The 24278-nt window shown below is 64.0% G+C and carries 27 protein-coding genes and 1 pseudogene; 8 read left to right on the forward strand and 20 right to left on the reverse strand.

All coding sequences use genetic code 11. From position 1 onward, the window contains the following. Positions 1 to 37: 37 nt before the first annotated feature. From trmD to rpsP, 3 genes are read right to left on the reverse strand one after another with little or no spacing between them, the layout of a single operon-like run. The gene (trmD, locus tag ABDW57_RS21190; RefSeq protein WP_343732141.1) at positions 38 to 784 is read right to left on the reverse strand and encodes a tRNA (guanosine(37)-N1)-methyltransferase TrmD; all 747 of its coding nucleotides are present in this window, start codon (positions 782 to 784) and stop codon (positions 38 to 40) included. Between the two features lie 27 nt (positions 785 to 811). Continuing rightward, entirely contained in the window at positions 812 to 1375 is a 564-nt protein-coding gene (rimM, locus tag ABDW57_RS21195) for a ribosome maturation factor RimM (protein ID WP_343732142.1), read from the reverse strand. A gap of 18 nt (positions 1376 to 1393) precedes the next feature. Continuing rightward, positions 1394 to 1642, reverse strand: a complete 249-nt coding sequence (rpsP, locus tag ABDW57_RS21200; protein ID WP_176646534.1) for a 30S ribosomal protein S16 — start codon at positions 1640 to 1642, stop codon at positions 1394 to 1396. A 220-nt stretch (positions 1643 to 1862) separates the two neighbouring features. On the opposite strand from rpsP, the gene ABDW57_RS21205 reads away from it, so the two are divergent. Genes ABDW57_RS21205 through ABDW57_RS21215 form a run of 3 tightly spaced genes read left to right on the forward strand, consistent with a single transcriptional unit; the run spans position 1863 to position 3881 of the window. After that, on the forward strand, positions 1863 to 2291 hold the full coding sequence (locus tag ABDW57_RS21205; RefSeq protein ID WP_343732143.1) for a TM2 domain-containing protein: 429 nt from the start codon (positions 1863 to 1865) through the stop codon (positions 2289 to 2291). 17 nt (positions 2292 to 2308) lie between these two features. Continuing rightward, the gene (locus ABDW57_RS21210; protein ID WP_343732144.1) at positions 2309 to 2899 is read left to right on the forward strand and encodes a glycine zipper 2TM domain-containing protein; all 591 of its coding nucleotides are present in this window, start codon (positions 2309 to 2311) and stop codon (positions 2897 to 2899) included. Between the two features lie 7 nt (positions 2900 to 2906). Next, positions 2907 to 3881: a proline dehydrogenase family protein gene (locus tag ABDW57_RS21215; RefSeq protein WP_343732145.1), complete on the forward strand. Its 975-nt coding sequence runs from the start codon at positions 2907 to 2909 to the stop codon at positions 3879 to 3881. Here the strand turns inward: ABDW57_RS21215 and ABDW57_RS21220 are convergent. The 9 genes from ABDW57_RS21220 to ugpQ form a co-directional block, all read right to left on the reverse strand. After that, positions 3862 to 4605, reverse strand: coding sequence for a metallophosphoesterase family protein (locus ABDW57_RS21220; RefSeq protein WP_343732146.1), 744 nt, complete (start codon positions 4603 to 4605; stop codon positions 3862 to 3864). The two genes, ABDW57_RS21215 and ABDW57_RS21220, sit on opposite strands and share 20 nt — an antisense overlap. 96 nt (positions 4606 to 4701) lie before the next feature. Next, complete coding sequence (locus ABDW57_RS21225; protein WP_343732147.1) at positions 4702 to 6492, reverse strand: acyl-CoA dehydrogenase; 1791 nt, start codon at positions 6490 to 6492, stop codon at positions 4702 to 4704. Positions 6493 to 6566: 74 nt separating this feature from the next. Beyond that, entirely contained in the window at positions 6567 to 7499 is a 933-nt protein-coding gene (locus ABDW57_RS21230) for an FAD-binding protein (RefSeq protein WP_343732148.1), read from the reverse strand. Positions 7500 to 7511: 12 nt separating this feature from the next. Next, positions 7512 to 8261, reverse strand: coding sequence for an electron transfer flavoprotein subunit beta/FixA family protein (locus ABDW57_RS21235; RefSeq protein ID WP_155463628.1), 750 nt, complete (start codon positions 8259 to 8261; stop codon positions 7512 to 7514). Positions 8262 to 8436: 175 nt separating this feature from the next. Further along, positions 8437 to 8694, reverse strand: a complete 258-nt coding sequence (locus ABDW57_RS21240) for a sulfurtransferase TusA family protein (protein WP_155463666.1) — start codon at positions 8692 to 8694, stop codon at positions 8437 to 8439. Between the two features lie 213 nt (positions 8695 to 8907). Continuing rightward, positions 8908 to 11517, reverse strand: a complete 2610-nt coding sequence (gene alaS, locus ABDW57_RS21245) for an alanine--tRNA ligase (RefSeq protein ID WP_343732149.1) — start codon at positions 11515 to 11517, stop codon at positions 8908 to 8910. Positions 11518 to 11596: 79 nt separating this feature from the next. After that, positions 11597 to 12022: a hypothetical protein gene (locus tag ABDW57_RS21250; RefSeq protein ID WP_343732150.1), complete on the reverse strand. Its 426-nt coding sequence runs from the start codon at positions 12020 to 12022 to the stop codon at positions 11597 to 11599. An 83-nt stretch (positions 12023 to 12105) separates the two neighbouring features. Next, positions 12106 to 12738, reverse strand: coding sequence for a helix-turn-helix transcriptional regulator (locus ABDW57_RS21255; RefSeq protein WP_343732151.1), 633 nt, complete (start codon positions 12736 to 12738; stop codon positions 12106 to 12108). Positions 12739 to 12823: 85 nt separating this feature from the next. After that, positions 12824 to 13573, reverse strand: a complete 750-nt coding sequence (gene ugpQ / locus ABDW57_RS21260; protein WP_343732152.1) for a glycerophosphodiester phosphodiesterase — start codon at positions 13571 to 13573, stop codon at positions 12824 to 12826. A gap of 74 nt (positions 13574 to 13647) precedes the next feature. Between ugpQ and ABDW57_RS21265 the strand changes: the two genes are divergently transcribed. Together ABDW57_RS21265 and ABDW57_RS21270 are read left to right on the forward strand one after the other, a co-directional pair. Continuing rightward, on the forward strand, positions 13648 to 14313 hold the full coding sequence (locus ABDW57_RS21265) for a M48 family metalloprotease (RefSeq protein WP_343732153.1): 666 nt from the start codon (positions 13648 to 13650) through the stop codon (positions 14311 to 14313). Positions 14314 to 14372: 59 nt separating this feature from the next. Beyond that, positions 14373 to 15602: a CaiB/BaiF CoA-transferase family protein gene (locus ABDW57_RS21270; protein WP_343732154.1), complete on the forward strand. Its 1230-nt coding sequence runs from the start codon at positions 14373 to 14375 to the stop codon at positions 15600 to 15602. 4 nt (positions 15603 to 15606) lie between these two features. Here ABDW57_RS21270 and ABDW57_RS21275 read toward each other — a convergent pair whose 3' ends face one another. Genes ABDW57_RS21275 through ABDW57_RS21285 form a run of 3 tightly spaced genes read right to left on the reverse strand, consistent with a single transcriptional unit; the run spans position 15607 to position 16387 of the window. After that, positions 15607 to 15777: a hypothetical protein gene (locus tag ABDW57_RS21275; RefSeq protein ID WP_343732155.1), complete on the reverse strand. Its 171-nt coding sequence runs from the start codon at positions 15775 to 15777 to the stop codon at positions 15607 to 15609. Next, positions 15764 to 16024, reverse strand: a complete 261-nt coding sequence (locus tag ABDW57_RS21280; protein ID WP_343732156.1) for a hypothetical protein — start codon at positions 16022 to 16024, stop codon at positions 15764 to 15766. Before ABDW57_RS21280 ends, ABDW57_RS21275 begins: the two co-directional genes overlap by 14 nt. 33 nt (positions 16025 to 16057) lie before the next feature. Beyond that, on the reverse strand, positions 16058 to 16387 hold the full coding sequence (locus ABDW57_RS21285; protein WP_343732157.1) for a hypothetical protein: 330 nt from the start codon (positions 16385 to 16387) through the stop codon (positions 16058 to 16060). A gap of 158 nt (positions 16388 to 16545) precedes the next feature. On the opposite strand from ABDW57_RS21285, the gene ABDW57_RS21290 reads away from it, so the two are divergent. Together ABDW57_RS21290 and ABDW57_RS21295 are read left to right on the forward strand one after the other, a co-directional pair. Next, entirely contained in the window at positions 16546 to 16935 is a 390-nt protein-coding gene (locus ABDW57_RS21290) for a hypothetical protein (RefSeq protein WP_343732158.1), read from the forward strand. 350 nt (positions 16936 to 17285) lie between these two features. Then, positions 17286 to 19445, forward strand: a pseudogene (locus tag ABDW57_RS21295) (EAL domain-containing protein); the annotation flags it as partial. A 37-nt stretch (positions 19446 to 19482) separates the two neighbouring features. On the opposite strand, the gene ABDW57_RS21300 reads toward ABDW57_RS21295, so the two are convergent. Then, entirely contained in the window at positions 19483 to 20697 is a 1215-nt protein-coding gene (locus tag ABDW57_RS21300; RefSeq protein WP_343732159.1) for an MFS transporter, read from the reverse strand. A gap of 97 nt (positions 20698 to 20794) precedes the next feature. On the opposite strand from ABDW57_RS21300, the gene ABDW57_RS21305 reads away from it, so the two are divergent. Continuing rightward, a complete protein-coding gene (locus ABDW57_RS21305; RefSeq protein ID WP_343732160.1) occupies positions 20795 to 21694 on the forward strand; it encodes a LysR substrate-binding domain-containing protein in 900 nt (299 codons plus the stop codon). Here ABDW57_RS21305 and ABDW57_RS21310 read toward each other — a convergent pair. The 4 genes from ABDW57_RS21310 to ABDW57_RS21325 are packed head-to-tail and all read right to left on the reverse strand — an operon-like array spanning position 21685 to position 24167. Continuing rightward, positions 21685 to 22557 carry a hypothetical protein gene (locus ABDW57_RS21310; protein ID WP_343732161.1) on the reverse strand — a complete coding sequence of 291 codons (873 nt, stop codon included), beginning with the start codon at positions 22555 to 22557 and terminating at the stop codon, positions 21685 to 21687. The genes ABDW57_RS21305 and ABDW57_RS21310 overlap by 10 nt on opposite strands. A gap of 14 nt (positions 22558 to 22571) precedes the next feature. Then, positions 22572 to 23342: a hypothetical protein gene (locus tag ABDW57_RS21315; RefSeq protein ID WP_176646514.1), complete on the reverse strand. Its 771-nt coding sequence runs from the start codon at positions 23340 to 23342 to the stop codon at positions 22572 to 22574. A 2-nt stretch (positions 23343 to 23344) separates the two neighbouring features. Then, a complete protein-coding gene (locus tag ABDW57_RS21320; protein WP_343732162.1) occupies positions 23345 to 23845 on the reverse strand; it encodes a hypothetical protein in 501 nt (166 codons plus the stop codon). 28 nt (positions 23846 to 23873) lie between these two features. After that, positions 23874 to 24167: a DnaJ domain-containing protein gene (locus ABDW57_RS21325; RefSeq protein ID WP_176646512.1), complete on the reverse strand. Its 294-nt coding sequence runs from the start codon at positions 24165 to 24167 to the stop codon at positions 23874 to 23876. Between the last annotated feature and the right edge of the window lie 111 nt (positions 24168 to 24278).

Raw genomic sequence — 24278 nt, forward strand, 5'->3', positions numbered from 1 at the left:
GAATGCCCAGTAGAGGATGGGGTTATAACAGACAGGCTTACAGGCCTGCCAAAAATTGCTCGTCGCGCTTGGTGAGCAGTCCTGCCTCACGCGCTTTGATAAGCAAATCCGGTCGCTTGCGCGCGGTCGCCTCCAGCATGCGCTGGCGGCGCCATTTTTCAATCTCGGCGTGGTTGCCGCCCATCAGCACCGGCGGCACGCCCACACCTTCATACGTTTCCGGCCGCGTGTAGTGCGGCGAATCCAGCAGGCCATTGACGAAGCTGTCCTCGATGGCCGAGGCGTCGGTGTTCAGCACGCCGGGAATCTGGCGCATCACCGCATCCATCAAGGCCATGGCCGGCAGCTCGCCGCCGGACAGCACGAAATCGCCGAGGCTGATTTCTTCATCGACCACGCGGTCCAGCAAACGCTGGTCCACCGCTTCGTAACGGCCGCACAGGATCACCAGACCGGGCTCCTGCTTCAGCTGCATCACGCGCGCATGCGTCAACTGCTTGCCCTGGGGCGACATGAACAGCACGCGCGGCGCCGGCAGACCGGCGTCGGTCTGGCGCCGCTTCGCTGCGTTGATGGTCAGCTCCAGCGGCTTGGCCAGCATCACCATGCCGGGGCCGCCGCCATACGGGCGGTCATCCACGGTGCGGTGATTGTCGGTGGTGAAATCCCGCGGATTCCACAGCGACAGGCCACATTTATTCTGTTCAAACGCGCGCCGGGTGACCCCCGACTGCGTAATCGCGGCAAACATTTCCGGGAACAGGGTTACGACATCAAATTGCATGGCGAACCGCCCTTCAATGTTGCGTGCTTAGTAATCAAGGCCCCAGTCGACGATGATCTTCCTTGCGTCCTTGTCCACCTTGTTGATGTACGCGTCCACAAACGGGATCAGGCGCTCCTGCGCCTCAACTTCTTCGGGATCGGCATCAGCGGCTGCGACCGGATTGACGCGCAAGATCGACTGCGGACCATTGCTCATCATGTCGGTCACCTTGCCGAGGTGCTCGCCTTGCAGATTCTCTACATCCAGACCGATCAGCTCGGCCCAGTAAAACTCATCGTCGGACAAGACCGGGAAGCGGCTTTGCGGAATATAGACAGCGGCGCCCTTGAGCGCTTCCGCCACGTTCCGGTCAGTCACGCCGACCAGGCGCGCCACGACATCGCCGCCATGCAGTTTGACCTGCTGGACATCCACAGCGCGCAACGCCGGCTTATCCAGCCACCAGGTTTTGACCTTGAGGAGTGCATCCGCATCTTCCGAGAAAGGACGTATCCTCACCCAGCCTGCGACGCCGTAGGCACCGAAGACAAAGCCTACCTGTGCCAGATCGTCGGGGATTTTCACCCCGGATGCAGTCTTATCGGTCAAACCCGTTACCAGCCAGACTTAGGCTGCTTTTTTGTTCTGAGCAACCAGACGAGCCACGGTAGGCGACAGTTGTGCGCCAACCGACTGCCAGTGCGCCAGGCGGTCTTCGGTAATGCGCAGGCCTACTTCGCCACCAGCTGCCATTGGGTTGTAGAAACCAATGCGCTCGATGAAACGACCATCGCGACGGTTACGCGAATCGGTTGCAACGATGTTGAAGAAAGGGCGCTTTTTGGCACCACCACGAGCTAAACGAATAACGACCATAATATTTCCAAAAATTGTGCTAGGACGGAAAAAGCCGCAAATTATAGCGCGCTTTGCCGCGAAGCAGCAAGCGTTAATGAAATAATTGGGCATGTTGGGGTAATCAAAGATTATCCCTTGTTCCGGCGTCCGGGGCAATAGCTTTGCCCGCAAAAAAGGCGTGCCGGGGGCCGTATTATGCCTGATACTGCTGGTTTACCGACTATTTTGCTAAACAACCATGCCTGTTTTGCATCGCCCCCGTCACAAAAACAAGACAATCGCCGCCCTGCTGGCCTTCCTGTTCGGCGGCCTCGGCCTGCACCGCCTGTACCTGGGCGGCTGGCGCGACCGCGGCCTGTGGCTGCATCTGAGCTGCCTGCCGCTGGCGCTGCTGGTGGCGCTGGCCGCGCCCGATGCCAACGGCTTCTACAAGCTGCTGCCGATTACCCTGTCCGGCCTGGCCGGCTTCCTGGAAGCGCTGCTGCTGGGACTGACGCCGGACGAGCAATGGGACGCCCGCCACAACCCGGCTTCCGGCCGGCAATCGGACACGCACTGGCCGGTGGCGGTGGTGCTGGTGGCCTGCATGATGGTCGGTTGCGGCAGTTTGATTGCCACCATCTCGCGCCTGTTTGACTTGTTGTACACTGGTGGCGCCTACGGTTAACAACAAGGAGAACAAACATGTCCAACCGTTCCATCATGGCCGCCATCCTGCTGGCCAGCCTGGCCACCGCAGCCCAGGCACAAAGCCCGAAAGAGCAATACAACGCAGAAACCAAGCGTCTTGCCACCCGCTACGCCGAAGACAAAAAGCTGTGCGCCGACGAGCAGGAATCCGGCCAGCGCATGCAATGCCTGCGCGACGCCAAGTCCGAGTACGACAAATCGCTGGCGCTGGCCAAGGCGCAATACAAAGCCAGCCCGGCCAAGCCAGGCGACTGCCGCGACTGCGGCAAGGTCACCTCGGTGGTGCTCGGTGAAAAAGCCGGTGAAGGCAGCGCGGTCGGCCTGATCGCCGGCGGCGTGGCCGGCGCCCTGCTCGGCAACCAGGTCGGCAGCGGCCATGGCCGCCAGCTGGCGACGGTGGCCGGCGCGGCCGGCGGCGCCTATGCCGGCAAGAAAATCGAAGAAAAAGCCAAGTCCACCAAGCAGTGGACCGTACACGTGCAGTACGACGACGGCCGCCAGGCCAGCTTCCACTTCGACCACGATCCCCAAATGCTGACCGGCGACCGCGTGCAAAACGCCAACGGCAGCATCGTCCGCCGCTAAGCGCCATATGACAGCCCCCACCTTCCCCACGGCGTGGCAGCCACTGGTCGACCAGGCGGCAGGCGCCTTGCGCGCGCTGGCGCTCGATGAGACGGCCAAAGAGAAATTCTGCAACGACCCGCTGCTGCGGCCGTACATGCACAAGGTGTCGCAGCGCTATGTGGCCGGACAGACGGTGGCGGAAGCGCTGCAACGGGTGGAGCAGATCATCGGGCGCGGCCATGCGGCGTCGGCCGAGTACATGGGCGAAAGCGTGCGCGACGAGGCGTTTGCCATGGCCGAGACCGAGGTCTTCATGGATCTGGTGCGCGCCATCGGCCAGCGCAACCTGAACTGCTCGATCTCGTTCGACCTGTCGCACGTGGGTTCGCTGGTGGATAGCGAACTGGGCTACCGCAACGCGCGCCGCATCGCGCTGGCCGCGGCCGAGATCAACCGCGAGGTGATGATCTCGATGGAAGGCATCGACCGTGCCGACCACATCTACGCCATCTACACCCGGCTGCAGCAGCAAGATGATTTGCGCAACGTCGGCATCACCGTGCCGGCCAGGCGCCACCGCACGGCGCAGGACTTGCCGGCGCTGATGAAACTGCCCGGGCGCATCCGGCTGGTGAAAGGCGCTTTCCTGGAACCGGACGGCGTGGCGTATGCGCGCAACAGCCCGGAACTGGCCACCGCCTACCGCCGCTACGCGCAGGAACTGCTGCTGAGCGGCCACAAATGCTCGATCGCCACCCACGACCGCAGCATCCAGGCCAATATCAGCGACCTGATCCTGCAAGAACGGATCGACCCGCGCTGGTTTGAATTTGAATCGCTGATCGGCCTCGGCACCGAGCAAATCGACGCCCTGCAGGCGCGCGGCTTCCCGACCCGCGAATACGCGGTGTTCGGGCAGGAACACTTCCTCTATGTGCTGAACCGCATTGCCGAAGAACCGGTGCGCGTGTACCAGGCCATCATTGACGTGATGGCTTAGCGTAGCCGGTGGCAATCGCGTGTGCCCAGTCCGGGCGGCCATTGCGCGCGGCCAGCGTGGCCATGGCCTGCCAGTCATAAGGCACCGCCAGCAGCGCCGCCGACCAGCCTTGGGCGCTGCGCTCGACGATGGCGTAGCGCGCATCGGTCGAACCATTCTGCATGACGTGATAGTGAAGATGATCATCGTCGTAGGCCTGCAGCCCCACACTGCCGGGATTGACGATCAGGCAGCCGGCCGCGGTACGCACCGCCCGCGGCACATGGGTGTGGCCGCAGACGATCAGCGCCGCCTCGGCGCCGGCCATGCGCGCCTCGATTTCCGCCGCCGTGGCCAGACGCACACCGCCCGGCTCGACCGTCTCAAGAAAATATTCATGATCGCTGCGTGGCGTGCCGTGGCACAGCAGCACTTCCGGGTTCAGGCGCAGGCTGGGCTGCAACGTCGCCAGCCAGGCCAATTCCGCGTCGCCCAGCTGGGCGTGGGCATGAACATCCGAAGCGGTGCGCTGGTGCGGATACAGAATCTGCCGTTCGTGATTGCCGGCCAGCTGCAGCCAATCCTGCGCCATCAAAAAGCGCGCCGTATCGCGCGCCAGCAGCGGCCCGGACAAGCTGTCGCCCAGATTGACGACCCTGTCCACGCCGCGCCGCGCGATATCGGCCGCGACCGCCTCCAACGCAGGCAGATTACCGTGAATATCAGAAACAGCAGCTATCCGCATAAAAACTCCGGGGTCAGGTCCAACAATTCTACACGGCCTGAGCAGTAGCAACGCCAGTGCAGAGCCCGTGTAGAAATGACGGACCTGACCCCGGAGTTAGAATTGCTCGATGTCCAGCGCCAGCACGCCGGCGCTGCCTTCGACGATCGAGGTGCGGATGCCCGACGATAGGCTCAGGAAGTGGTCGGCAAAGAAGCGCGTGGTGGCGATCTTGGCTTTGTAGAAGCTGGCGTCGCCTTCGTCGGCGCTCAGCTTCCGCTGCGCGATCACGGCCGCGCGCGCCATCTGCCAGCCGCCCAGCACGATGCCGGCCAGTTTCAGGTACGGTACGCTGCCCGAGAACACGCCCTTGATGTCGGCCTTGATGTTGCCCACCACGTAGTCCACCACCGCTTCCAGATCGGCCGCGCCCTGCGCAAGGTGCTTGCGGATGGCGGCGAAATCAGCACCGTCCAGCTTGGCCATTTCGGCTTCGGTCGCACGCACTTGCGCGATCAGCTCCTTGGCCACCTTGCCGGCGTCGCGCACGGTCTTGCGGCCGATCAGGTCGTTGGCCTGAATGGCGGTCGTGCCTTCGTAGATGGTCAGGATCTTGGCGTCACGGTAGTGCTGGGCCGCACCGGTTTCTTCGATGAAGCCCATGCCGCCGTGGATCTGCACGCCGTCGCGCGTGACGTCCTGCGACAGCTCGGTCGACCACCCCTTGATGATCGGCACCAGGTATTCGTACACAGCCTGGCTTTGCGCGCGCTCCTCGGCGTCGGCGCTGTGGTGCGCCTTGTCGTACAGCGAGGCGCCAACGTAGGCCAGCGCGCGCGCCGCTTCGGTCTGCGAACGCATATTCATCAGCAGGCGGCGCACGTCCGGGTGGTTGATGATGGCCACGCCGGCCGGCGAGCCGTTCAGGTCGCGCGACTGCACGCGGTCCTTGGCATAGGCCAGCGCGTGCTGGTAGGCGTGCTCGGACAGGCCGATGCCCTGCATGCCGACGCCAAAGCGCGCCGCGTTCATCATGATGAACATGTATTCCAGGCCGCGGTTCTCTTCGCCCACCAGGGTGCCGATGGCGCCGCCATGGTCGCCGAACTGCAGCACGGCGGTGGGCGAGGCCTTGATGCCCAGCTTGTGCTCGATCGACACGCAGTGCGCATCGTTGCGCGCGCCCAGCGAGCCGTCGGCGTTGACCAGGAACTTCGGCACGATGAACAGCGAGATGCCTTTCACGCCCGGCGGCGCATCCGGCGTGCGCGCCAGCACCAGGTGGACGATGTTTTCGGTCATGTCATGGTCACCGTAGGTGATGAAGATCTTGGTGCCGAAAATCTTGTAGGTGCCATCGGCCTGCGGCTCGGCGCGGGTGCGCACGGCGGCCAGGTCGGAACCGGCCTGCGGCTCGGTCAGGTTCATGGTGCCGGTCCACTTGCCGGTCACCAGCGGTTCCAGGTAGGTGGCTTTCTGCTCATCGCTGCCGGCCATCAGCAGCGCTTCGATGGCGCCGTCCGACAGCAGCGGGCACAGCGCGAACGACAGGTTGGCGCCGTGCAGCATCTCCACGCACGGCGTGCCGATCAGCTTCGGCAAGCCCTGGCCGCCGAAGTCGGTCGGATGCTGCAGGCCTTGCCAGCCGGCGTCGGCAAACTGGCGGAAGGCCTCTTTGAAGCCCCTGGACGTGATCACGCCATCCTTGGTCCAGTAGCTCGGTTCCTTGTCGCCGGCGTGGTTCAGCGGGGCGATTTCGCCGGCCACGAATTTCGCGCTTTCTTCCAGCACGGCTTCGGCGGTTTCCGGGGTGGCGTCCTCGCAGCCGGGCAGCCGGCTCACGGCTTGCAGGTTGGCCAGTTCGTTCATCACGAACAGCATGTCTTTGATCGGTGCTTGATATGGCATCTTATGTCTCCAAGAAAAAGGCCACGGGATCCGGCGTTCCGGATCAGCGTGGCCTGAGGGTGCTTTACGCGGGTTTAGCCCAGTTCAGCAACCAGTTGTGGCACGACTTCGAACAGGTCGCCAACGATGCCGTAGTCGGCAACGGAGAAGATCGGTGCTTCCGGATCCTTGTTGATGGCGACGATGGTCTTCGAGTCTTTCATGCCGGCCAGGTGCTGGATCGCGCCGGAGATGCCAACCGCGATGTACAGGTTCGGCGCGACAATCTTGCCGGTCTGGCCAACCTGCCAGTCGTTGGGCACGTAGCCGGCGTCCACGGCGGCGCGCGAGGCCCCCATGGCGGCGCCCAGCTTGTCGGCCAGCGGTTCCAGGATCTTGAAGGCTTCGCCCGAACCCATGCCGCGGCCACCGGACACGATGATCTTGGCGGCGGTCAGTTCCGGACGGTCCGACTTGGCCACTTCGCGGCCGACGAAGGCCGACTTGCCGTTGTCGGCCACAGCGGCCACGGTTTCCACCGCGGCCGAACCACCGGTGGTGGCAGCGGCGTCGAAGCCGGTGGCGCGCACGGTGATGACTTTGACCTTGTCGCTCGACTGCACGGTAGCGATGGCGTTGCCAGCGTAGATTGGACGCTCGAAGGTGTCCGGCGCATCGACTTTGGTGATTTCCGAAATCTGCGCCACGTCCAGCTTGGCGGCCACGCGCGGCAGGATGTTCTTGCCGTAGGCGGTGGCTGGCGCCAGGATGTGGCTGTAGGAACCAGCCACGGCCAGCGCCTGCTCAGCGACGTTTTCGGCCAGGCCGTCCGCGAAGTAAGCGGCGTCGGCGTGGAGGACTTTCGATACGCCGGCCACAGCGGCGGCGGCGGCGGCAGCGGCACCCGCGTTCGAGCCGGCCACCAGCACGTGTACCTCACCGCCGGCCTGGGCGGCAGCGGTTACGGTGTGCAGGGTGCTGGCCTTCAGGCTGGCGTTGTCGTGTTCTGCGATAACTAATGCGACCATGTTGGATTTCCTTTAGATGACTTTAGCTTCGGTGCGCAGTTTTGCGACCAGGGTGGTGGCGTCCGGAACGATGATGCCGGCCGAGCGCTTGGCCGGCTCGGCAACCTTGACGGTCTTCAGGCGCGGGGTCACGTCGACGCCCAGGTCTTCCGGCTTGGTCACATCCAGCGGCTTTTTCTTGGCCTTCATGATGTTTGGCAGGGTCACATAACGCGGCTCGTTCAGGCGCAGGTCGGTGGTGACGATGGCCGGCAGGGTCAGCGCCAGGGTTTCCAGGCCGCCGTCCACTTCGCGCGTCACGGTGGCTTTGCCGTCTTCCAGCACCACTTTCGAGGCGAAGGTCGCTTGCGGCCAGCCCAGCAGCGCAGCCAGCATCTGGCCGGTCTGGTTGGAATCGTCGTCGATGGCTTGCTTGCCCAGAATGATCAGTTGCGGCTGTTCCTTGTCGGCCAGCGCTTTCAGCAGCTTGGCCACGGCCAGCGGCTCCAGTTCGGTGGCGGTTTCCACCAGGATGCCGCGGTCGGCGCCGATCGCCATGGCGGTGCGCAGGGTTTCCTGGCACTGGGTCACGCCGGCGGACACGGCCACCACTTCGGTTACCTTACCAGCTTCTTTCAGGCGGGTCGCCTCTTCCACCGCGATTTCGTCGAACGGGTTCATCGACATTTTGACGTTGGCGATATCAACACCGGTGCCGTCCGACTTCACACGCACCTTGACGTTGTAGTCGACCACACGTTTGACGGGTACCAAGACTTTCATAGCTGTGCCTTTGTGGGAAAAATAAGAATTCGGGACAAATAATGTGGGCTAGATTATATGAGAAATCCAGCCCGCACAAGAAATTTAAGCACGATCGTGCGTTTTTTAGCTAGTAGAAATCGTCTAAAAAATAAATCGCTTAGACGCATTTCTTGAAGGAAAAATACAGCGGCTATTATTTGCGCTGCATCAAAAAGACAAACTCACGGCCGATCTGGACGTGGGACAACAGGGCGTTGCCGGTTTGCTTGCAGAAAGCCTGGAAATCGCGCACGGAACCCGGGTCGGTTGCCATGATGCGCAGTACTTCGCCGCTTTGCAGCTCTGCCAATGCTTTCTTGGCCTTAAGGATAGGCAAAGGGCAATTCAGGCCACGTGCATCCAATTCCTTGTGGAATTCGATGGTGTCGTTTTCAAGTATCGTTTCGCTCATCAAGAAACCCGCTCGTTTGTGGGGAGGTGTCGTCATACTACTCCTTTTCCGGGCTAATGACGCGCCGCACCAAAATAGTTCGTTGTACGTTGCAAGTTTGCAACGGGAACTGGAAAGTATACAACAGGACTCATCATACGACAACGGCCTGCGCACGCCCCGCAGGACACGCGCAGGCCGCATGGGCACTGCATTACAGCGGCTTGGCCAGCGTTATGCGCGCTCGCCCACCCAGGCCGCGACGCCAGCCAGCGCGCCTGCCAGACCACTTGGATCGGTGCCGCCGGCTTGCGCCATATCAGGGCGGCCGCCGCCTTTGCCGCCCACTTGTTGTGCGACAAAGTTGACCAGCTCGCCGGCCTTGACCTTGGAAGTGGTGTCGGCGGTGACGCCGGCAATCAGGCTGACCTTGCCGTCGTTGACCGAGGCCAGCACGATGGCGGCGGTCTTCAGCTTGTCCTTCAGTTTGTCCATGGTTTCGCGCAGGCCGGTCACGTCGGCGCCGTCCAGCGTTGCCGCCAGCACCTTGATGCCCTTGATTTCCACCGCTTGCGCGGCCAGTTCATCGCCCTGCCCTGCGGCCAGCTTGGACTTCAGTGCCGACAGTTCTTTCTCCAGCGACTTGACCTGATCCTGCACCGCGCCGATCTTGGCGGTCAGCTCGTCCGGGTTGGACTTCAGTGCGGCGGCCGCTTCGTTCAGCTTGCGGGCCATGCCCTGCACCAGCGCCAGCGCGCCTTCGCCGGTCACCGCTTCCACGCGGCGGATGCCGGCGGCCACGCCGCCTTCCGACACGATCTTGAAGAAGCCGATGTCGCCGGTGCGGTGCACGTGCACGCCGCCGCACAGCTCTTTCGAGGTACCGATGTCCAGCACGCGCACTTCGTCGCCGTACTTCTCGCCGAACAGCGCCATGGCGCCGTGCTTGACGGCGTCGTCAAACGACATGTGCTGGGCCTTGGTGGCGTGGTTTTCCAGGATTTCCTTGTTGACCTTGGCTTCCACTTCGGCGATCTGCTCGGCGGTCAGCGGGGCGTTGTGGCTGAAGTCGAAACGGGTCTTGTCCGGATCTACCAGCGAGCCCTTCTGCTGCACGTGCGCACCCAGCACTTCGCGCAGGGCCTTGTGCATCAGGTGGGTGGCCGAGTGGTTGCGGATGGTACGGCCGCGCTTGGCCTGGTCCACTTCCGCGCCCACGCTGTCGCCGACCTTCAGCACGCCGGCGGTGACTTCGCCGTGGTGGCCAAACACGTCGGCCTGGATCTTCAGGGTGTCCTGCACCTCGAATTTGCCGGCGGCCGCCTGGATCACGCCTTCGTCGCCCACCTGGCCGCCCGATTCAGCGTAGAACGGGGTGGTGTCCAGCACCACGATGCCTTGCTGGCCGGCTTGCAGTTCCTGCACCGGCGCGCCGTTGGCGTACAGGGCAATCACTTGCGAGTTGTGCTGCAGCTGATCGTAGCCGACGAACTTGTTCTTCTCGCCGCTGTATTCGACGTTGGCGGCCATCTTGAACTTGCCAGCGGCACGGGCGATCTTCTTCTGGTTTTCCATGGCGGCGGCAAAGCCTGCCTCGTCCAGCGTGATGTTGCGCTCGCGGCAGATGTCGGCGGTCAGGTCCAGCGGGAAGCCGTAGGTGTCGTACAGGGTGAAGGCGGTGGCGCCGTCCAGCTTGGTCGGGTCCTTGGCCAGCTGCGCTTCCAGGATCTTCATGCCGTTTTCCAGCGTTTCGCCAAAGCGCTCTTCTTCCGCTTTCAGGGTGGCGGCCACGCGCGCCTTGGCTTCGCGCAGTTCCGGATAGGCGGTGCCCATTTCCAGGTCCAGGTCTTCCACCAGCTTGTAGAAGAATGGCTTGGTCTGGCCCAGCTTGTGGCCGTGACGCAGCGCGCGGCGGATGATGCGGCGCAGGACGTAGCCGTGACCTTCCGAGCTCGGAATGATGCCGTCGACGATCAGGAACGAGGCGGCGCGGATGTGGTCCGCGATCACGCGCAGCGATTTCGATTCCAGGTCGGTGGCGCCGGTTTCGCGCGCGGCGGCCTTGATCAGGTTCTGAAACAGGTCGATCTCGTAGTTGGAGTGCACGTGCTGCAGCACGGCGGCCAGGCGCTCCATGCCCATGCCGGTGTCCACGCATGGCTTCGGCAGCTTGTGCATCACGCCGGCTTCGTCGCGGTTGAACTGCATGAACACCAGGTTCCAGATTTCGATGAAGCGGTCGCCGTCTTCTTCCGGCGAGCCCGGCGGGCCGCCCCAGATGTCCGGGCCGTGGTCATAGAAGATCTCGGTGCACGGACCGCATGGACCGGTGTCGGCCATCTGCCAGAAGTTGTCCGAGGCGTAGCGCGAGCCCTTGTTGTCGCCGATGCGGATGATGCGCTCTTTCGGCACGCCCACTTCGTTGGCCCAGATATCGTAGGCTTCGTCGTCTTCGATGTAGACGGTGACGGTCAGTTTTTCGGCCGGCAGCTGGTAGACCTTGGTCAGCAGTTCCCAGGCGTAGTTGATGGCGTCGCGCTTGAAATAATCGCCAAAGCTGAAGTTGCCCAGCATCTCAAAGAAGGTGTGGTGGCGCGCGGTGTAGCCGACGTTTTCCAGGTCGTTGTGCTTGCCGCCGGCGCGCACGCAGCGCTGCACGGTGGTCGCGCGCGAGTACGGGCGCGTGTCGAGGCCGAGGAAGACGTCCTTGAACTGCACCATGCCGGAATTGGTCAACAGCATGGTTGGGTCGTTGCCAGGCACCAGCGGGCTGGACCGGACAATGGTATGACCCTTAGATTCGAAAAATTTGAGGAACTTCTCGCGGATTTCAGATGATTTCATGTCGTTAGGGGTATAGAGCTGGCTGGTGCAAAAGGTTGATTATGCCACAGCCAGCGCCGTTTTCCGCCCCGACGCCCCACTAACGCGTTGCCAATCTCACCACTTGCTCGCCGATTTCACCGGTTTCCGCCACCCACACCGGCACCGCCATCAGCACTTCCCCGCCGGGCTCGCCATATTGTTCGCGGTCGATGCGCACCTGCAGCTTGCGGTCCAGCGCCACAAAGGTGTTGTGGTTGGCGGCGATCATGCGGTGTTCGCCCTGGTCGTCGATTTCGCCGTAAAGCACGGTGCCGACGCCGCGCAGCCGCAGGATCTGCCCGTTGGACAGTTCATACGCACCGCGGAATTCGTTCAGGTCCGCCACCGTCATGTGGTGCTGCTTTGCCGGCAGCTCGATTTTCAGGCGTGGTGCGGGAATGGTCACGCTTTCTTCGCCTTGTTGCGCCTGCGCTCCCAGCATGGCGGCGCACAGGGCGGCGCCCAACAGCCATTGGTTGTTCATGATGAATACTCCTAGTCTTGTTGATCTGGCGCCATGCGACAGTGGCGCTTTCACAAGTCTAGGCAGCCGCCGGCCGCAAAGCATCACTCAAACGACTGAGCCTGCCCCACCGCGGCCGGCATGCCGTGCAGGATCGAGACCAGCTCGCCCTGGCGCCGCGTGCCGGTCTTGCGGAACAGCTTTTGCAGATGGGTTTTGACGGTGTGCATGCTGATGTCAAGCGCCGCCGCAATATCTTCCAGCGCCTCGCCATGGGCCAGCGCCTGCGCCACGCCGGCTTCGGCCGGGGTCAGGTCAAACAGTTCCATCAGCAACTGGCGCGGCAGGCGGTGCGCCTCGGGATCGCTGGCCAGCAGGATGGCGCAGGGCGGCAAGGACGGCAGTTCCGGCGTGGGCACGTAAGGCACGGCTGTCAGCAGCAGCGGCTGGCGGTGACGCCGCGGCAGGCTGAGGGCATGCGGTGTATCGGCATCGGATGGCGCCGCCAGCACGGCAGCGACCAACTGCGCCAGTGTGCGCTCGCCGCCGATGGCGTCCTGCAGCAGTTTGTCGCCATGCCGGCGCAACGCCGTATCGCGTTCCAGCAAGGCCATGGCGGACGCGTTGGCGTGCAGCAGATGGAGTTCCGCATCCACCAGGAAGACCGCGATGTCCATGCGATTCAAGGCGGCGTCCAGATAGGTGGCGACCGCGTACGACGTAAGCGCCGGCTGCATGCTCCCCCCTCTTCATTCTTTTTTTCAGAATATATACCGGGAACGGGGCGCGGGGCGCGAAAAGATTTTTATGAAAATCGTCGGCTCAGAAGTTTGGGCCGATCAGATCGATGCGGTCGGTGCAAAAGCCGTCCACGCCCCAGGCCAGAATTTCACTGCCGCGCGCCCGATCGTTGACGGTGTAGCAGAACAGGCCGTAGCCGGCGGCCTTGATCTGCGCCGCCAGTTGCGGCGTCAGGTGCTTGTGGTTGGTGTGGATGGCCACCGCGCCCAGCTGTTGCGCCTGAGCTTGCCAATCGGCCGGGATCGTGTCCAGCAAGTAGCCACGCGGCAGCTCAGGGGCGCTATCGCGGGCCGCCGCCAGCGCCGCAAAGCTGAACGAGGACAGCAAGGGATAGCCGGCCGGATCGCCGGCCGCCAGCTCTGCGGCATAGCGCTCGCGTGTGATTTTTGCCACCCAGGCGCCGGTTTCTGTCTCAAAACCGTCAGCCGGCTTGATTTCCACGTTCATCCAGATGCGCTGCGCCTTGCAATAATCGATGAACTGGGTGTAGAACGGAACTGGCTCGCCGCGGAATTCCGCGCCGAACCAGCTGCCGGCGTCCATCCCGGCCAGCACGGCGGCATTGGTGCCGGCCACGCTGCCCTGCCCGGCCACGGTGCGGCCGAATTCGGGATCGTGCACCACCATGCCGATGCCGTCGCGCGACAGCATGACATCGAACTCGACGGCGCGGAAGCCGTAGGCCAGGCCGGCGCGCAGGCCGGCCACGGTGTTTTCCGGCGCCAGCGTGCCGCCGCCGCGATGAGCAACAATTTTAGGGTAAGGCCACATAGCGCGACTCGGAGGTTGTTATGGCAATGCGAGCAACGTTATCACGAATCACAGCCCTGCTGCTAGCCGCGCCTTTGGCCTGGGCCGCCGCCCCCACGCAGGACGAGGTGATGGCGCGCGCCGCCATCCTGTACGCCGGGCGGCTGGCCGAACAGGTCCTCGATCACAACGCCCAGTTCACCGAACGCGTGCGCGCCATTGCCGATGTGCTGATTGCGCAAGCCATGCACGATTATCCCGAGACAGCGGACTGGGCCTGGGAAGTCCACACCACCGACGACGCCGACCAGAGCGCCGACTGCATGGCCGGCGGCAAAATCCTGGTCAGCAAACCGTATGTCGACCGGCTGGGCCTGAACGATGCGGAGTTGGCCATGCTGCTGGCGCACGAAATTCAGCACGCGGCACTGCACCACAACCTGAAGGAGTACCAGGCGGCGCTGCGGCTGGAGCCGGCATGGGCGCAGCGTCCCTTCATCGAACTGGAGCACGCGGTCGACCACGACCACGCGCTGATGGCCAAGCTGGCCGCCACCAATTACGCGCAGGAAGAGGAAGCCGACCGCGAAGGCTTGCGGCTGGCATGGCGCGCCGGCTGGCCGGCCGAGCGCCTAGCCGGCTACTTCCGCAAGATGATGCGCGCCAGCGACTGGCCACGTTTAAGCAAGGCCGATTACCCCTCGCCGGCGCTGCGCTGGCGGGCCGCACAGGCGGTGGCGGCCGACTTGCAAAAAAAATGATGCCCCGCCACACTAGCGGCCTGCTTGTTATTTTAAAAATACTCAAAAGGTAAACATTCATGACAGCTCAAAAAGCGCTGGGCCATATCCGCGTGCTCGACCTGAGCCGCGTGCTGGCAGGACCATGGTGCTCGCAGAATCTGGCCGACCTCGGCGCGGATGTGATCAAGATCGAACGTCCCGGCAGCGGCGACGACACGCGCGCCTGGGGCCCGCCGTATGCACGCGACGCCGAAGGCAAGGACACCACTGAAGCGGCCTACTATCTGTCGGCCAACCGCGGCAAGCGCTCGGTCACGGTGGACATCGCCAGCGCCGACGGCCAGCAACTGCTGCGCGAGCTGGTCAGGCAAAGCGATGTGGTGCTGGAGAACTACAAGGTCGGCCAGCTCAAACGCTATGGCCTGGACTATGCGTCGCTGAAAGCCATCAAGCCGGACCTGGTGTACTGCTCGGTGACCGGCTTCGGCCAGGATGGTCCCTACGCGCACCGCGCCGGCTACGATTTCCTGATCCAGGGCATGGGCGGCTTGATGTCCGTGACCGGCGAGCGCGACGACCTGCCCGGCGGCGGCCCGCAAAAAGCCGGCGTGGCGCTGACCGACCTGATGACCGGCATGTACGCCACCATCGCCATCCTTGCCGCGCTGACGCACCGCGACCGCACCGGCGAAGGCCAGTACATCGACCTGGCCTTGCTGGACGTGCAGGTGGCCATGCTGGCCAACGCCGGCAGCAACTACCTGAACAGCGGCAAGCCGCCCAAGCGCTGGGGCAACGCGCATCCGAACATCGTGCCGTACCAGACCTTCCAGTGTGCGGACGGCTACATCATCGTCGCCACCGGCAACGATGGGCAGTATCAGAAGTTTGTGGAGGCCGGCGGCCGTGCCGACCTCGCCTTCCACGAACGCTACGCCACCAATCCGCTGCGCGTGAAGAACCGCGATGAACTGGTGCCGATCCTGGCCGAGATGGTGCTGCAACAGCCGCGTGATTTCTGGATCAGCAAGCTGGAAGAAGTCGGCGTGCCCTGCGGCCCGATCAACAACCTCGACGAGGTGTACAAGAACCCGCAAGTGGAAGCGCGCGGCATCGTGATGGAAGTGCCGCATCCGACTGCCGGCACCACCAAACTGGTGCGCAGTCCGATGCGCATGTCCGCCACGCCGACCGACAATGCCGTCGCGCCGCCGCTGCTGGGCCAGCACACCGATGCCGTGCTGCGCGAGCTGTTGGGCCGCAGCGACGATGACATTGCCACCCTGCGCGCGAAAGGGGTGCTATAGGCAGCTAGCGCTCGCGCCGGCGTTCAAGCTCAAGCTCGCGATCGTCACGCCGCAATTCCGCGCGAACGGCGCGGCGGACGCCGCGTATCGCCCCGGTCAACGGGGCGAAAAAGCGGCGCAGACTCTCCCTGAACATACGCTTGGCGTAACTTTCTTCAGCATCAGTTTTTTTCATAAGCTGCCCTTCGCCACAATTTGCGCGCTGCGTAGTAACAGACGGCCACCAGCAGCACGGCATCCATCACCAACAGCAGGTGCGCGGTCCCCGATAAAATATAGTACGAAAAGTCACTGACGCCGAACCAGCGCATGCCACGCGCGAACAGCTCGACAATGACCGCGCCTGCGGCCACGACCATAACGTACAACAGACTGTAGCCAAAGTGCATGATCAAGTCCTTGTGGATTTGCTTATCATCCATGTCACTCAGGCCCTTTGATGGCGGCCTGCTCCTTTAGACACTCATATCGCGCTTTAGTTCCTGCATCTGGCGGTGCAGCTGCGTGACGGCGCCCTTGATCTGGCCGGAGAGTGTGGGGATGTAATCGCAGATGCGCTTGGCGCGATCGGCTTGTAGTTCCATGTCACGGATCAGCTTGCGGATGCGCAGTTCATCATTGCCCGGCAAGACCTCGCGGGCGGCGTCGGCCTGCTTGTCGAGGCGTTCCAGGCAATCGCGCAGCTCGCGCGGCAGCCCTGGTTCGGCCGACGCAGCCTGCGCCGCCAGCCGTACCGCGCGGTCGACAAAATAAAAACGGTGCTGGATTTCGTTGGTATGCAACATGATGGTCTCCTCCGTGGTTCCGGATTCGACCGTCCTGCAGCTCAACAGTTGCACCAATCAGCCACAGCACTGACGCAGATCAAACCACTCCGGGGTCAGGTCCGCCATTTCTACACGGCCCCTGCCGTAGCGACTGCTACGGCAGGGGCCGTGTAGAAATGGCGGACCTGACCCCGGAGTTTTACCTACGCGCCATGTCGTTGAAGGCCGGCAGCGCCGGAGAAGGCAAGGACACCCAGCGCCTGGGCGCCGACGCAGTGCTGCTGCGCCGCGACCGCACCATGGCCATGGTCGGCGTGCTGACCGAACTCGATCCGCCGCCGGCCGGCTACAACCTGATCCTGGGCCGCAAGTCGGTGGCCGGCTCCGCCATCGGCGGCCTCAAGGAGACGCAGGAGATGATGGATGTCTGCGCCGAGCACAACATCGTCAGCGATGTCGAAATGATCGCCAGCCAGGATTTCAACCGCGCCTACCAGCGGCTGGTGATGAATGACGTGAATTACCGCTTTGTGATCGATATGGCCACGCTGAAAGCGCCGTCCTGAACAAAAGCGCGCCCGGTGCCGGCGGGGCGCGCGCATGAACTAGCCGTGCGACAAGTTTCTCCGGGCTTCTGCTAGTATCAAGCGACATCATCCTTGCCCGGGCACCCGAGATGGACAGACTCCCGCAGCCAGCATACAGCCGCGCCCCCGAGCGCCCGCGCAGCGCGCGCGCCAGGGGCAAGCGGCAAGCGGCGGCCTTCGACGAACTGTTCGACACCAGCCGCTACTTCGCGTTTGCCATCGACGAACGCGGTTGCCTGCTGGCGTACAACCAGCATGCGGCGTCCGTGCTCGGTCCGCTTTCCGCGCACACCCCGGCCAGCGCCCTGTACGCCGCCTGGGTATTGCCGATGCTGCAAAACGAGGCGCTGCCGGCCGCCCGTGTGCGCGGCTACTGGCGCGGCGAGGTGGAACTGGTGGGGCAGGACGGCAGCCACCACCCGGTCACGCAAACCATCGAGTGGCGCGCGCAGGCCGAGCCGCCGGCCTTTCTGTGCCTCGCCTATCCGCTCGATGATTACGACGTCTACGAGTCGCGCCTGCGCTTCAAGTACCTGTTTGAAGCCCACCCGCACCCGATGTGGGTGTACGACCTGGAGACGCTGCGCTTCCTGGTGGTGAACGCGGCGGCCGTGGCCCAGTACGGCCACACCGAGGCCGAGTTCCTGCAGCTGACCATCCGCGACATCCGCCCGCCGGCCGAGTTGCAGCGGCTGGCCGACAATCTGGCCGCGGCGCCCGCCAAGGGCGCCGAACAGTCGGGGGTCTGGACCCATATGCGGCGCGATGGCAGCCGCATGCGGGTGGACGTGTCCTCGCACTCGGTCACCCTGTCCGGGCGGCCGGCGCGGCTGGTGTTCGCGCACGACATCACCGAACGGGAACAACTGAAGCTGGCGCTGCAGCTGCGCAGCCGCGCGCTGGAAGCCAGCATCAACGCCATCGCCATCACCACCCATGCCGCCGAAGGCGAGCTGATCGAGTATGCCAATCCGGCCTTCGTGCGCCTGTTCGACCACAATCCCAGCGCCGTGCTGGGCCGGCGCCTGGAAACCCTGCTGGACCTGCCGCCGCACGACGAGCAATACCAGGCCCTGCAGTCGGCCATGCAGTCCCAGACCGAGCAGACGCTGCTGCTGCGCCCGCGCCATCGCGACGGCACGCTGCTGTGGACGCAGCTGCACGTGGCGCCGGTGCATACCCCCGAGCGCGACATCGGCCACCATGTCTGCGTGCTGACCGACATGACCGCCATCATGGAATACCAGGAACAGCTGGAGCACCAGGCCAACCACGACGCCCTGACCGGCCTGCCCAACCGCGTGCTGCTCAACGACCGCCTGGCGCAGGCGGTCACCTTTTCGCAGCGCTTCAAGCACAGCCTGTGGCTGGTGTACATCGACCTCGACAACTTCAAGATCATCAACGACCATCTGGGGCATCAGCTGGGCGACCAGCTGCTGTGCACCATCGCCAACCGTCTGCGTGCCTGCGCCAACGACGGCGACACCGTGGCGCGGCTGGGCGGCGACGAGTTCGTGCTGCTGCTGCCGATCGCCAATCAGCGGCCGATGACCAGCATCCTGCAGCTGGTGCAGGATGCGGTGGCGGCGCCGGTGACGCTGGAGCAGCAGGTGCTGACGGTGACCTGCAGCATCGGCGTCAGCGTGTTTCCGGCCGACGGCGCCGATGCGGCGCAATTGCTCAAGCATGCGGACATCGCCATGTTCCGCGCCAAGGAAGCGGGCCGCAACCAGGTGCAATTCTACGAAGCGGCGATGCACACCCGGGTGGCCGAGCGGGCCCAGATCGAGGCCGAGCTGCGCCACGCGCTGCCGCGCCAGCAACTCAGCCTGGTGTACCAGCCCAAAGTCGATCTGCACAGCGGCGCGGTGACCGGCATGGAGGCGCTGGTGCGCTGGCAGCACCCGACGCTGGGGGCGGTGTCGCCGGCGCGCTTCATCGGCGTGGCTGAGGAGACCGGCCTGATCGTCGCCATCGGCCGCTGGGTGCTGCGCACCGCCTGCGCCCAGGCCGCCGCCTGGCAGCGGGCCGGCCTGCCGCCGCTGCGGGTAGCGGTCAATCTGTCGGCGCGCCAGTTCCGCGATCACGCCCTGCTGGATGAGGTGCGCGCCGCGCTGGCGGACAGCGGCCTGCAGCCGCAATACCTGGAACTGGAGCTGACCGAGAGCCTGATGATGCACAACGTCGAGGAAGTGGTGGCCGTGATCGCCAGCCTCAAGCAGCTGGGCGTGGCGCTCTCGATCGACGACTTCGGCACCGGTTATTCCAGCCTGGCCTACCTCAAGCAGTTCCCGGTGGACTACCTCAAGATCGACCAGTCCTTCACGCGCGACATGCTGACCGAACCCAAGGTGGCGGCCATCGTGCGCTCGGTGATCGCGCTAGGCCACAGCCTGGGCTTCAGGGTGATTGCGGAAGGGGTGGAAACCGGCGCGGAACTGCATTACCTGCGCCAGCACGAGTGCGACGAGATGCAGGGCTACTACTACAGCCGCCCGCTGCCGGCGGACGCCTTTGCCGCGCTTATTTCTCAGCCTGTCCCAGCGGCGCCAGCGTCCGCAAGCGCAAGGCAATCAGCAGCGCCAGCAGCAGCGCACACGCCAGCACCGCCACCACTCCCGGCCACGCGGCGCGGCCCCACATGATGCCGGTGGCCGAGCCAATCACGCTGGACCCCAGGTAGTAGAAGAACAGGTACAGCGCCGAGGCCAGCGCCTTGTTGCTCAGCGCGCGCCGCCCTACCCAGCTGCTGGCCACCGAGTGGGTGGCAAAGAAGCCGTAGGTGCACACCGCCACGCCGGCCAGGATCAGCGGCAGCCAGTTCGACAAGGTCAGCAGCAGGCCGCCCAGCATGATCAGCGCCATCAGCCACAGCACGTTGCGGCGGCCATAGCGGTCGGCCAGCCGGCCGGCCCACACCGAGCTGTAGATGCCCAGCAGGTAGAAAAACGACACCGCGCCCACCACGCTCTGGCTCAGGCTGAACGGCCCGCCCAGCAGGCGGTAGGCGATGTAGTTGTACAGGCTGACAAACGCGCCCATCAGCAGGAACGCCAGCGCGAACAGCCACGGCAGGCCGGCATCCGACAGGTGCAGCCGGAAGCCGGCAGGCAGCGCGCGCCAGCCGCCATGGGCCGGCGCGAAATGGCGCGAAGCCGGCAGGCTGCGCCAGAATTCGATGGCGGCCGCGATGCCGGCCACGCCCACCATGGCCAGCGCCAGCCGCCACGAGAAGTGGTCGCTCAACACCGACGTGATCACCCGCCCCGCCATGCCGCCAAAGGCGCTGCCGCTGATGTACAAGCCGATCGACAGGCCCAGCGATTGCGGCTCGATTTCCTCGCCCAGGTAGGCCATGGCAATGGCCGGCATACCGCCCAGGGCCACGCCCAGCAAGGCGCGCATGGCCAGCAGTTGCGGGTAGTTGTGGGCAAAGGCGCACAGCACGGTCATGATGGCGGCAATGGCCATCGCCGCCATCATCAGCGGCTTGCGGCCCAGCCGTTCGGACACGGCGCTGGAGGCCACCAGCGACAGCGCCAGCGCGCCGGTGGAAATCGACAGCACCATGCTGCTTTGCGCCGCGCTCAGGGCGAATTCATGCGACAGCAGCGGCATCAGCGGCTGCACGCAGTACAGCAGCGCAAACGCGGAGAAGCCGCCAAAGAACATGGCGCGGTTGCTGCGTTTGAATTCCGGGCTGCCCAGGGCAATGCGGGGTGCGGCGGCGACTAACATGGCGGCGGTTCCTGCGAGGTACGATGACTCATCTTAGGATTGCCACAATAAGCTGTCCAATATATATTTAAACCGTCAGTCATACTTTTTATAGATAATGGAATTACGCCATCTGCGCTACTTCGTGGCTGTTGCCGAGGAGTTAAGCTTTACCCGCGCGGCCGAACGGCTGCACATCGGCCAGCCGCCGCTGAGCCATCAGATCCAGCAGCTGGAGGCGGAAGTGGGCGCGCAACTGCTGGAGCGCAGCAAGCGCTGGGTGCGGCTGACGGAGGCCGGCAAGCTGTTCCTGGAGGATGGGCGCCGGGTGCTGGCCCTGTCCGAGCAGGCGATGCAGACCGCGCGCCGGGCCGAGCGCGGCGAGGCCGGCGAACTGCGGGTCGGCTTCACCTTTTCCACCCCGCTGACGCCGCTGTTTGCGGCGGTGATCAACCGCTATCGCCAGCGCTATCCGGGCGTGCAGCTGACCTTGCAGGAGATGTCGACCGTGGGCCAGATCGAGGCGCTGGCGGCGCGGGAGCTGGATCTGGGCCTGGTGCGGCCGCCGGAACTGACCTTGCCGGTATCGGTGGAGTTGACGGTGCTGCGGCGCGATCCGCTGGTGATGGTGCTGCCGGTGCGCCATCCGCTGGCGAAAAAGAAAAGCATCGCCATCCAGGATTTGCAGGGCGAGCCGCTGGTGATGTATCCGGAAAGCGCCGGCACCGGCATCCACCCGCAGATCAACCGCTTGTGCCGGGAGGCCGGCTTCAAGCCGACGATTGCGATGGAGGCGGGAGAAGCGTCCACCATCATCGGCCTGGTGGCGGCCGGCTGCGGCGTGTCGGTGCTGCCGAGTTCTTTCGACATCATCCGCATGAGCGAGGTATGCTACCGGCCGATGGCCGACGCCTCGGCCACCACCGCGCTGTATCTGGCGAAACGCAAGGACGCCGTTTCGCCGTTGGTGGCGGCCTTCGTTGCGGTGGCAACGGAGGCCGCGGGGGCTCAGGAGTAATCCGCGTCCAGCTCGGAACCGGCGTAATTCTCCAGTTCCGCGAACAGCGTTTTCATGGCCGTGCGGCCCTTGATGTTTTGCAGCACGGTGCAGGTCTGGCGATAGCTGTCGATGCGGTCCAGCAGCACCGGATGATGCTGCACCGGCACCTTGGCCACCAGCTCCGCCCAGCCGGCCTCGTAGTCCGGCTTGTTCTTGCGCACCGCTTTCACAAAGCGCTCGAACTCCTTCTGGCCGGTACGCGCCACGATCATGCCGCCGCCCTCCACCGCAAAGATGATGGCCAGCGCGATCACGCCTTCCGCATTCAGGTCGGCATCGCTGACCGGGCCTTCGCTGTTGTGGCGGCGCAGCCAGTTGGCCAGCCGCACCACCGCCTGCACTTCCTTGCGCTGCTTGAACTGCAGCGCATAGCGCGCCGTGCCGTCCCAGTTCTGGTTCGGATCGGTCTGGCAGATGTCGATGAACTTGTCGCGCAGGCGGCGTTGCGCATACACCGGGTCGTTGTCGTACTCGCCGACCAGCGCATCTTCCGGCATGCCCGACAATTCCTTGATCATGCGGAAGCCGAGCTGGAACGCGTGTTCCGCGCCCTCGTCGATCAGCAGGTTCAGCGCGGCCAGGTCATCCTCGTCCGGCAGCGCATGGTCCAGCCCCAGCGACACGCAGCCGACCGTCAGCTGCAGTGCCTTCTGGATGCCTTCGGCGGTGCGGTCGTTGGTGAACTTCTCGGCCACCATGGCGGTGATGCCGGTCAGTTCATCGGCCAGCGTGTAAGCGGCGTCATCGTCCGGGTGCCTGGCGAACTGCTGGATCGCGCGGGTCAGGCGCGGCAGGGTTGCTACTACGATTGCTGGCAGCATCGATCCGGCACCCATCACGAGAAGATCTTGGTGCCGACCGAGCGGCGCGAGGTTTTCGCGGCGCGCGTGGACGGGACTTGCTTGCGCAGGCGGTACAGCAGTTCCTTGGTCGAGCGCTGCAGGATGCTCGGCTCGGCGTCCGGATCATCGTCGTACTCGGCGTCGGCCAGATCGGCGCTGTGGCGGAATTCCGGGAACAGCTCGAACAGCGCGCGGTCCCAGCCGTCTTCCGAGGCCTGCGCCAGGGCGATCGCCACCGGCACGATATCGCTGTCGGACGAGGTCTGGCCGGTCAGGTACGGGCCTTTGGAAATCACTTCGCCGGCCACTTCCAGAATCTCCTTCGGCGCCAGCGAGAACAGGATGGCAAACACGGTGGCGCCATGGTCGGTGGCCGAAGCGGCCGCCAGCAGCTCGTTGCGGCGCTCTTCGTCGTCGGTGGCAAACACCACGCCGTGCACGTGCGCGAACAGCGATTCGGCAATGCGCTCCGGATCGTCTTCGATCTGGTCGTCCGGCCAGGTGGCGGCGATGAAGGCCAGGCTGTCGGCCCAGGCTTTGGGCGGCACCAGCAAGGTGGTCAGCGACATCTTGCCGCCGTCAAAACCGGCCATGTGCAGCGCCGTCACTTGCGGTGGAATGTTGTTCAGCACTTCCACCACCGCCAGGTCGCCGAATTGGTCGGCCGCTTCGGCAAAGGCTTCCTCGGCGTGGCTCAGCGAGCCGGCCAGCACCAGTTCCGTCACTTGCTTGCTCAGTGCCGGCAGATTAGATTTCTCGGACATGCTTACTCTCCATCCTGGTCGAACATTTGCGCGAAGTCGTCGCTGGCCACATCTTCATCGTCGATATCGTCGCCATCGTCGTTGGCCGACAGCTGCTCCAGCGACTGGTCGTCGTCGTCCCACTTGCGCGGATTCTTGTGCAGGAAGGCGGTGATGATGGCCTGGCGCGCCAGGTCCGGCATGCTGTCGGCAATTGCCGCATACATTTTGGCCGCTTCTTCGCCCTTGCACTCGGCCATGGCAAACACGCGCGCGGCGTCGCCGAACTCGTAATCCTCGGCTTCCGCCAGCAGGGCTTTCGGGTTGTTGAACTCGATATGGTCGACCAGCGCGAACGCCAGCATGTTGACGTCTTCAATGCCGCCGCCGTCGGCATACTCGCCCACCAGCGCCTGCACCATGCGCTGGTAGTTCTTGTGATCCGGCGGATCGCCGAGGATGCCCTCGATCTGGCCTTCCAGTTCGCGCGCCTGATAGGCGAACTCTGGGTGTACTTTTCTCATTGCTTGCTTTCTTCTAAAACGGGATGGTTCACGCCGCCGGCAGCGTGGTGCCGTGCAGGGCGAACACCGAACGCCACAACTGATACGCTTCCGCCTCGGCGTCGATGATGATGCGGTGGTTGAGGCTCTGGTTGTATTCCTCGCGCTTGACCGGGTCCGACAGGATCTCGTAGGCCTTGGTCACTGCCTTGAAGCGCGCATCCGCGCCGGGTTCGGGATTGCGGTCCGGGTGGAACCGCATGGCCAGCGAGCGATAGACCTTCTTGATCTCATCTTCGCTGGCGTTCGGCGCGATACCCAGTGTATTGTAGTAATTTTCCATTTTGGAAACTCCGGGCCGTGGTGCCATGACAAATCAAATTAATCGATCATTATACCGTGCCGCCATGTCCCCACTGGCAATACGGTAAAATGCAGCAATATAGAACTTTTG

Origin of the sequence: Duganella sp., assembly GCF_039595735.1 — a bacterium.
Taxonomy (GTDB): domain Bacteria; phylum Pseudomonadota; class Gammaproteobacteria; order Burkholderiales; family Burkholderiaceae_D; genus Rugamonas.

Coding starts and splice junctions, on each gene's coding strand:
- trmD (WP_343732141.1), bottom strand. CDS start 784: ATGCAATTTGATGTCGTAACCCTGTTCCCGGAAATGTTTGCCGCGATT.
- rpsP (WP_176646534.1), bottom strand. CDS start 1,642: ATGGTCGTTATTCGTTTAGCTCGTGGTGGTGCCAAAAAGCGCCCTTTC.
- ABDW57_RS21205 (WP_343732143.1), top strand. CDS start 1,863: ATGCCTGTTTTGCATCGCCCCCGTCACAAAAACAAGACAATCGCCGCC.
- ABDW57_RS21210 (WP_343732144.1), top strand. CDS start 2,309: ATGTCCAACCGTTCCATCATGGCCGCCATCCTGCTGGCCAGCCTGGCC.
- ABDW57_RS21215 (WP_343732145.1), top strand. CDS start 2,907: ATGACAGCCCCCACCTTCCCCACGGCGTGGCAGCCACTGGTCGACCAG.
- ABDW57_RS21220 (WP_343732146.1), bottom strand. CDS start 4,605: ATGCGGATAGCTGCTGTTTCTGATATTCACGGTAATCTGCCTGCGTTG.
- ABDW57_RS21225 (WP_343732147.1), bottom strand. CDS start 6,492: ATGCCATATCAAGCACCGATCAAAGACATGCTGTTCGTGATGAACGAA.
- ABDW57_RS21230 (WP_343732148.1), bottom strand. CDS start 7,499: ATGGTCGCATTAGTTATCGCAGAACACGACAACGCCAGCCTGAAGGCC.
- ABDW57_RS21235 (WP_155463628.1), bottom strand. CDS start 8,261: ATGAAAGTCTTGGTACCCGTCAAACGTGTGGTCGACTACAACGTCAAG.
- ABDW57_RS21240 (WP_155463666.1), bottom strand. CDS start 8,694: ATGAGCGAAACGATACTTGAAAACGACACCATCGAATTCCACAAGGAA.
- alaS (WP_343732149.1), bottom strand. CDS start 11,517: ATGAAATCATCTGAAATCCGCGAGAAGTTCCTCAAATTTTTCGAATCT.
- ABDW57_RS21250 (WP_343732150.1), bottom strand. CDS start 12,022: ATGAACAACCAATGGCTGTTGGGCGCCGCCCTGTGCGCCGCCATGCTG.
- ABDW57_RS21255 (WP_343732151.1), bottom strand. CDS start 12,738: ATGCAGCCGGCGCTTACGTCGTACGCGGTCGCCACCTATCTGGACGCC.
- ugpQ (WP_343732152.1), bottom strand. CDS start 13,573: ATGTGGCCTTACCCTAAAATTGTTGCTCATCGCGGCGGCGGCACGCTG.
- ABDW57_RS21270 (WP_343732154.1), top strand. CDS start 14,373: ATGACAGCTCAAAAAGCGCTGGGCCATATCCGCGTGCTCGACCTGAGC.
- ABDW57_RS21275 (WP_343732155.1), bottom strand. CDS start 15,777: ATGAAAAAAACTGATGCTGAAGAAAGTTACGCCAAGCGTATGTTCAGG.
- ABDW57_RS21280 (WP_343732156.1), bottom strand. CDS start 16,024: ATGGATGATAAGCAAATCCACAAGGACTTGATCATGCACTTTGGCTAC.
- ABDW57_RS21285 (WP_343732157.1), bottom strand. CDS start 16,387: ATGTTGCATACCAACGAAATCCAGCACCGTTTTTATTTTGTCGACCGC.
- ABDW57_RS21290 (WP_343732158.1), top strand. CDS start 16,546: ATGGCGGACCTGACCCCGGAGTTTTACCTACGCGCCATGTCGTTGAAG.
- ABDW57_RS21300 (WP_343732159.1), bottom strand. CDS start 20,697: ATGTTAGTCGCCGCCGCACCCCGCATTGCCCTGGGCAGCCCGGAATTC.
- ABDW57_RS21305 (WP_343732160.1), top strand. CDS start 20,795: ATGGAATTACGCCATCTGCGCTACTTCGTGGCTGTTGCCGAGGAGTTA.
- ABDW57_RS21310 (WP_343732161.1), bottom strand. CDS start 22,557: ATGCTGCCAGCAATCGTAGTAGCAACCCTGCCGCGCCTGACCCGCGCG.
- ABDW57_RS21315 (WP_176646514.1), bottom strand. CDS start 23,342: ATGTCCGAGAAATCTAATCTGCCGGCACTGAGCAAGCAAGTGACGGAA.
- ABDW57_RS21320 (WP_343732162.1), bottom strand. CDS start 23,845: ATGAGAAAAGTACACCCAGAGTTCGCCTATCAGGCGCGCGAACTGGAA.
- ABDW57_RS21325 (WP_176646512.1), bottom strand. CDS start 24,167: ATGGAAAATTACTACAATACACTGGGTATCGCGCCGAACGCCAGCGAA.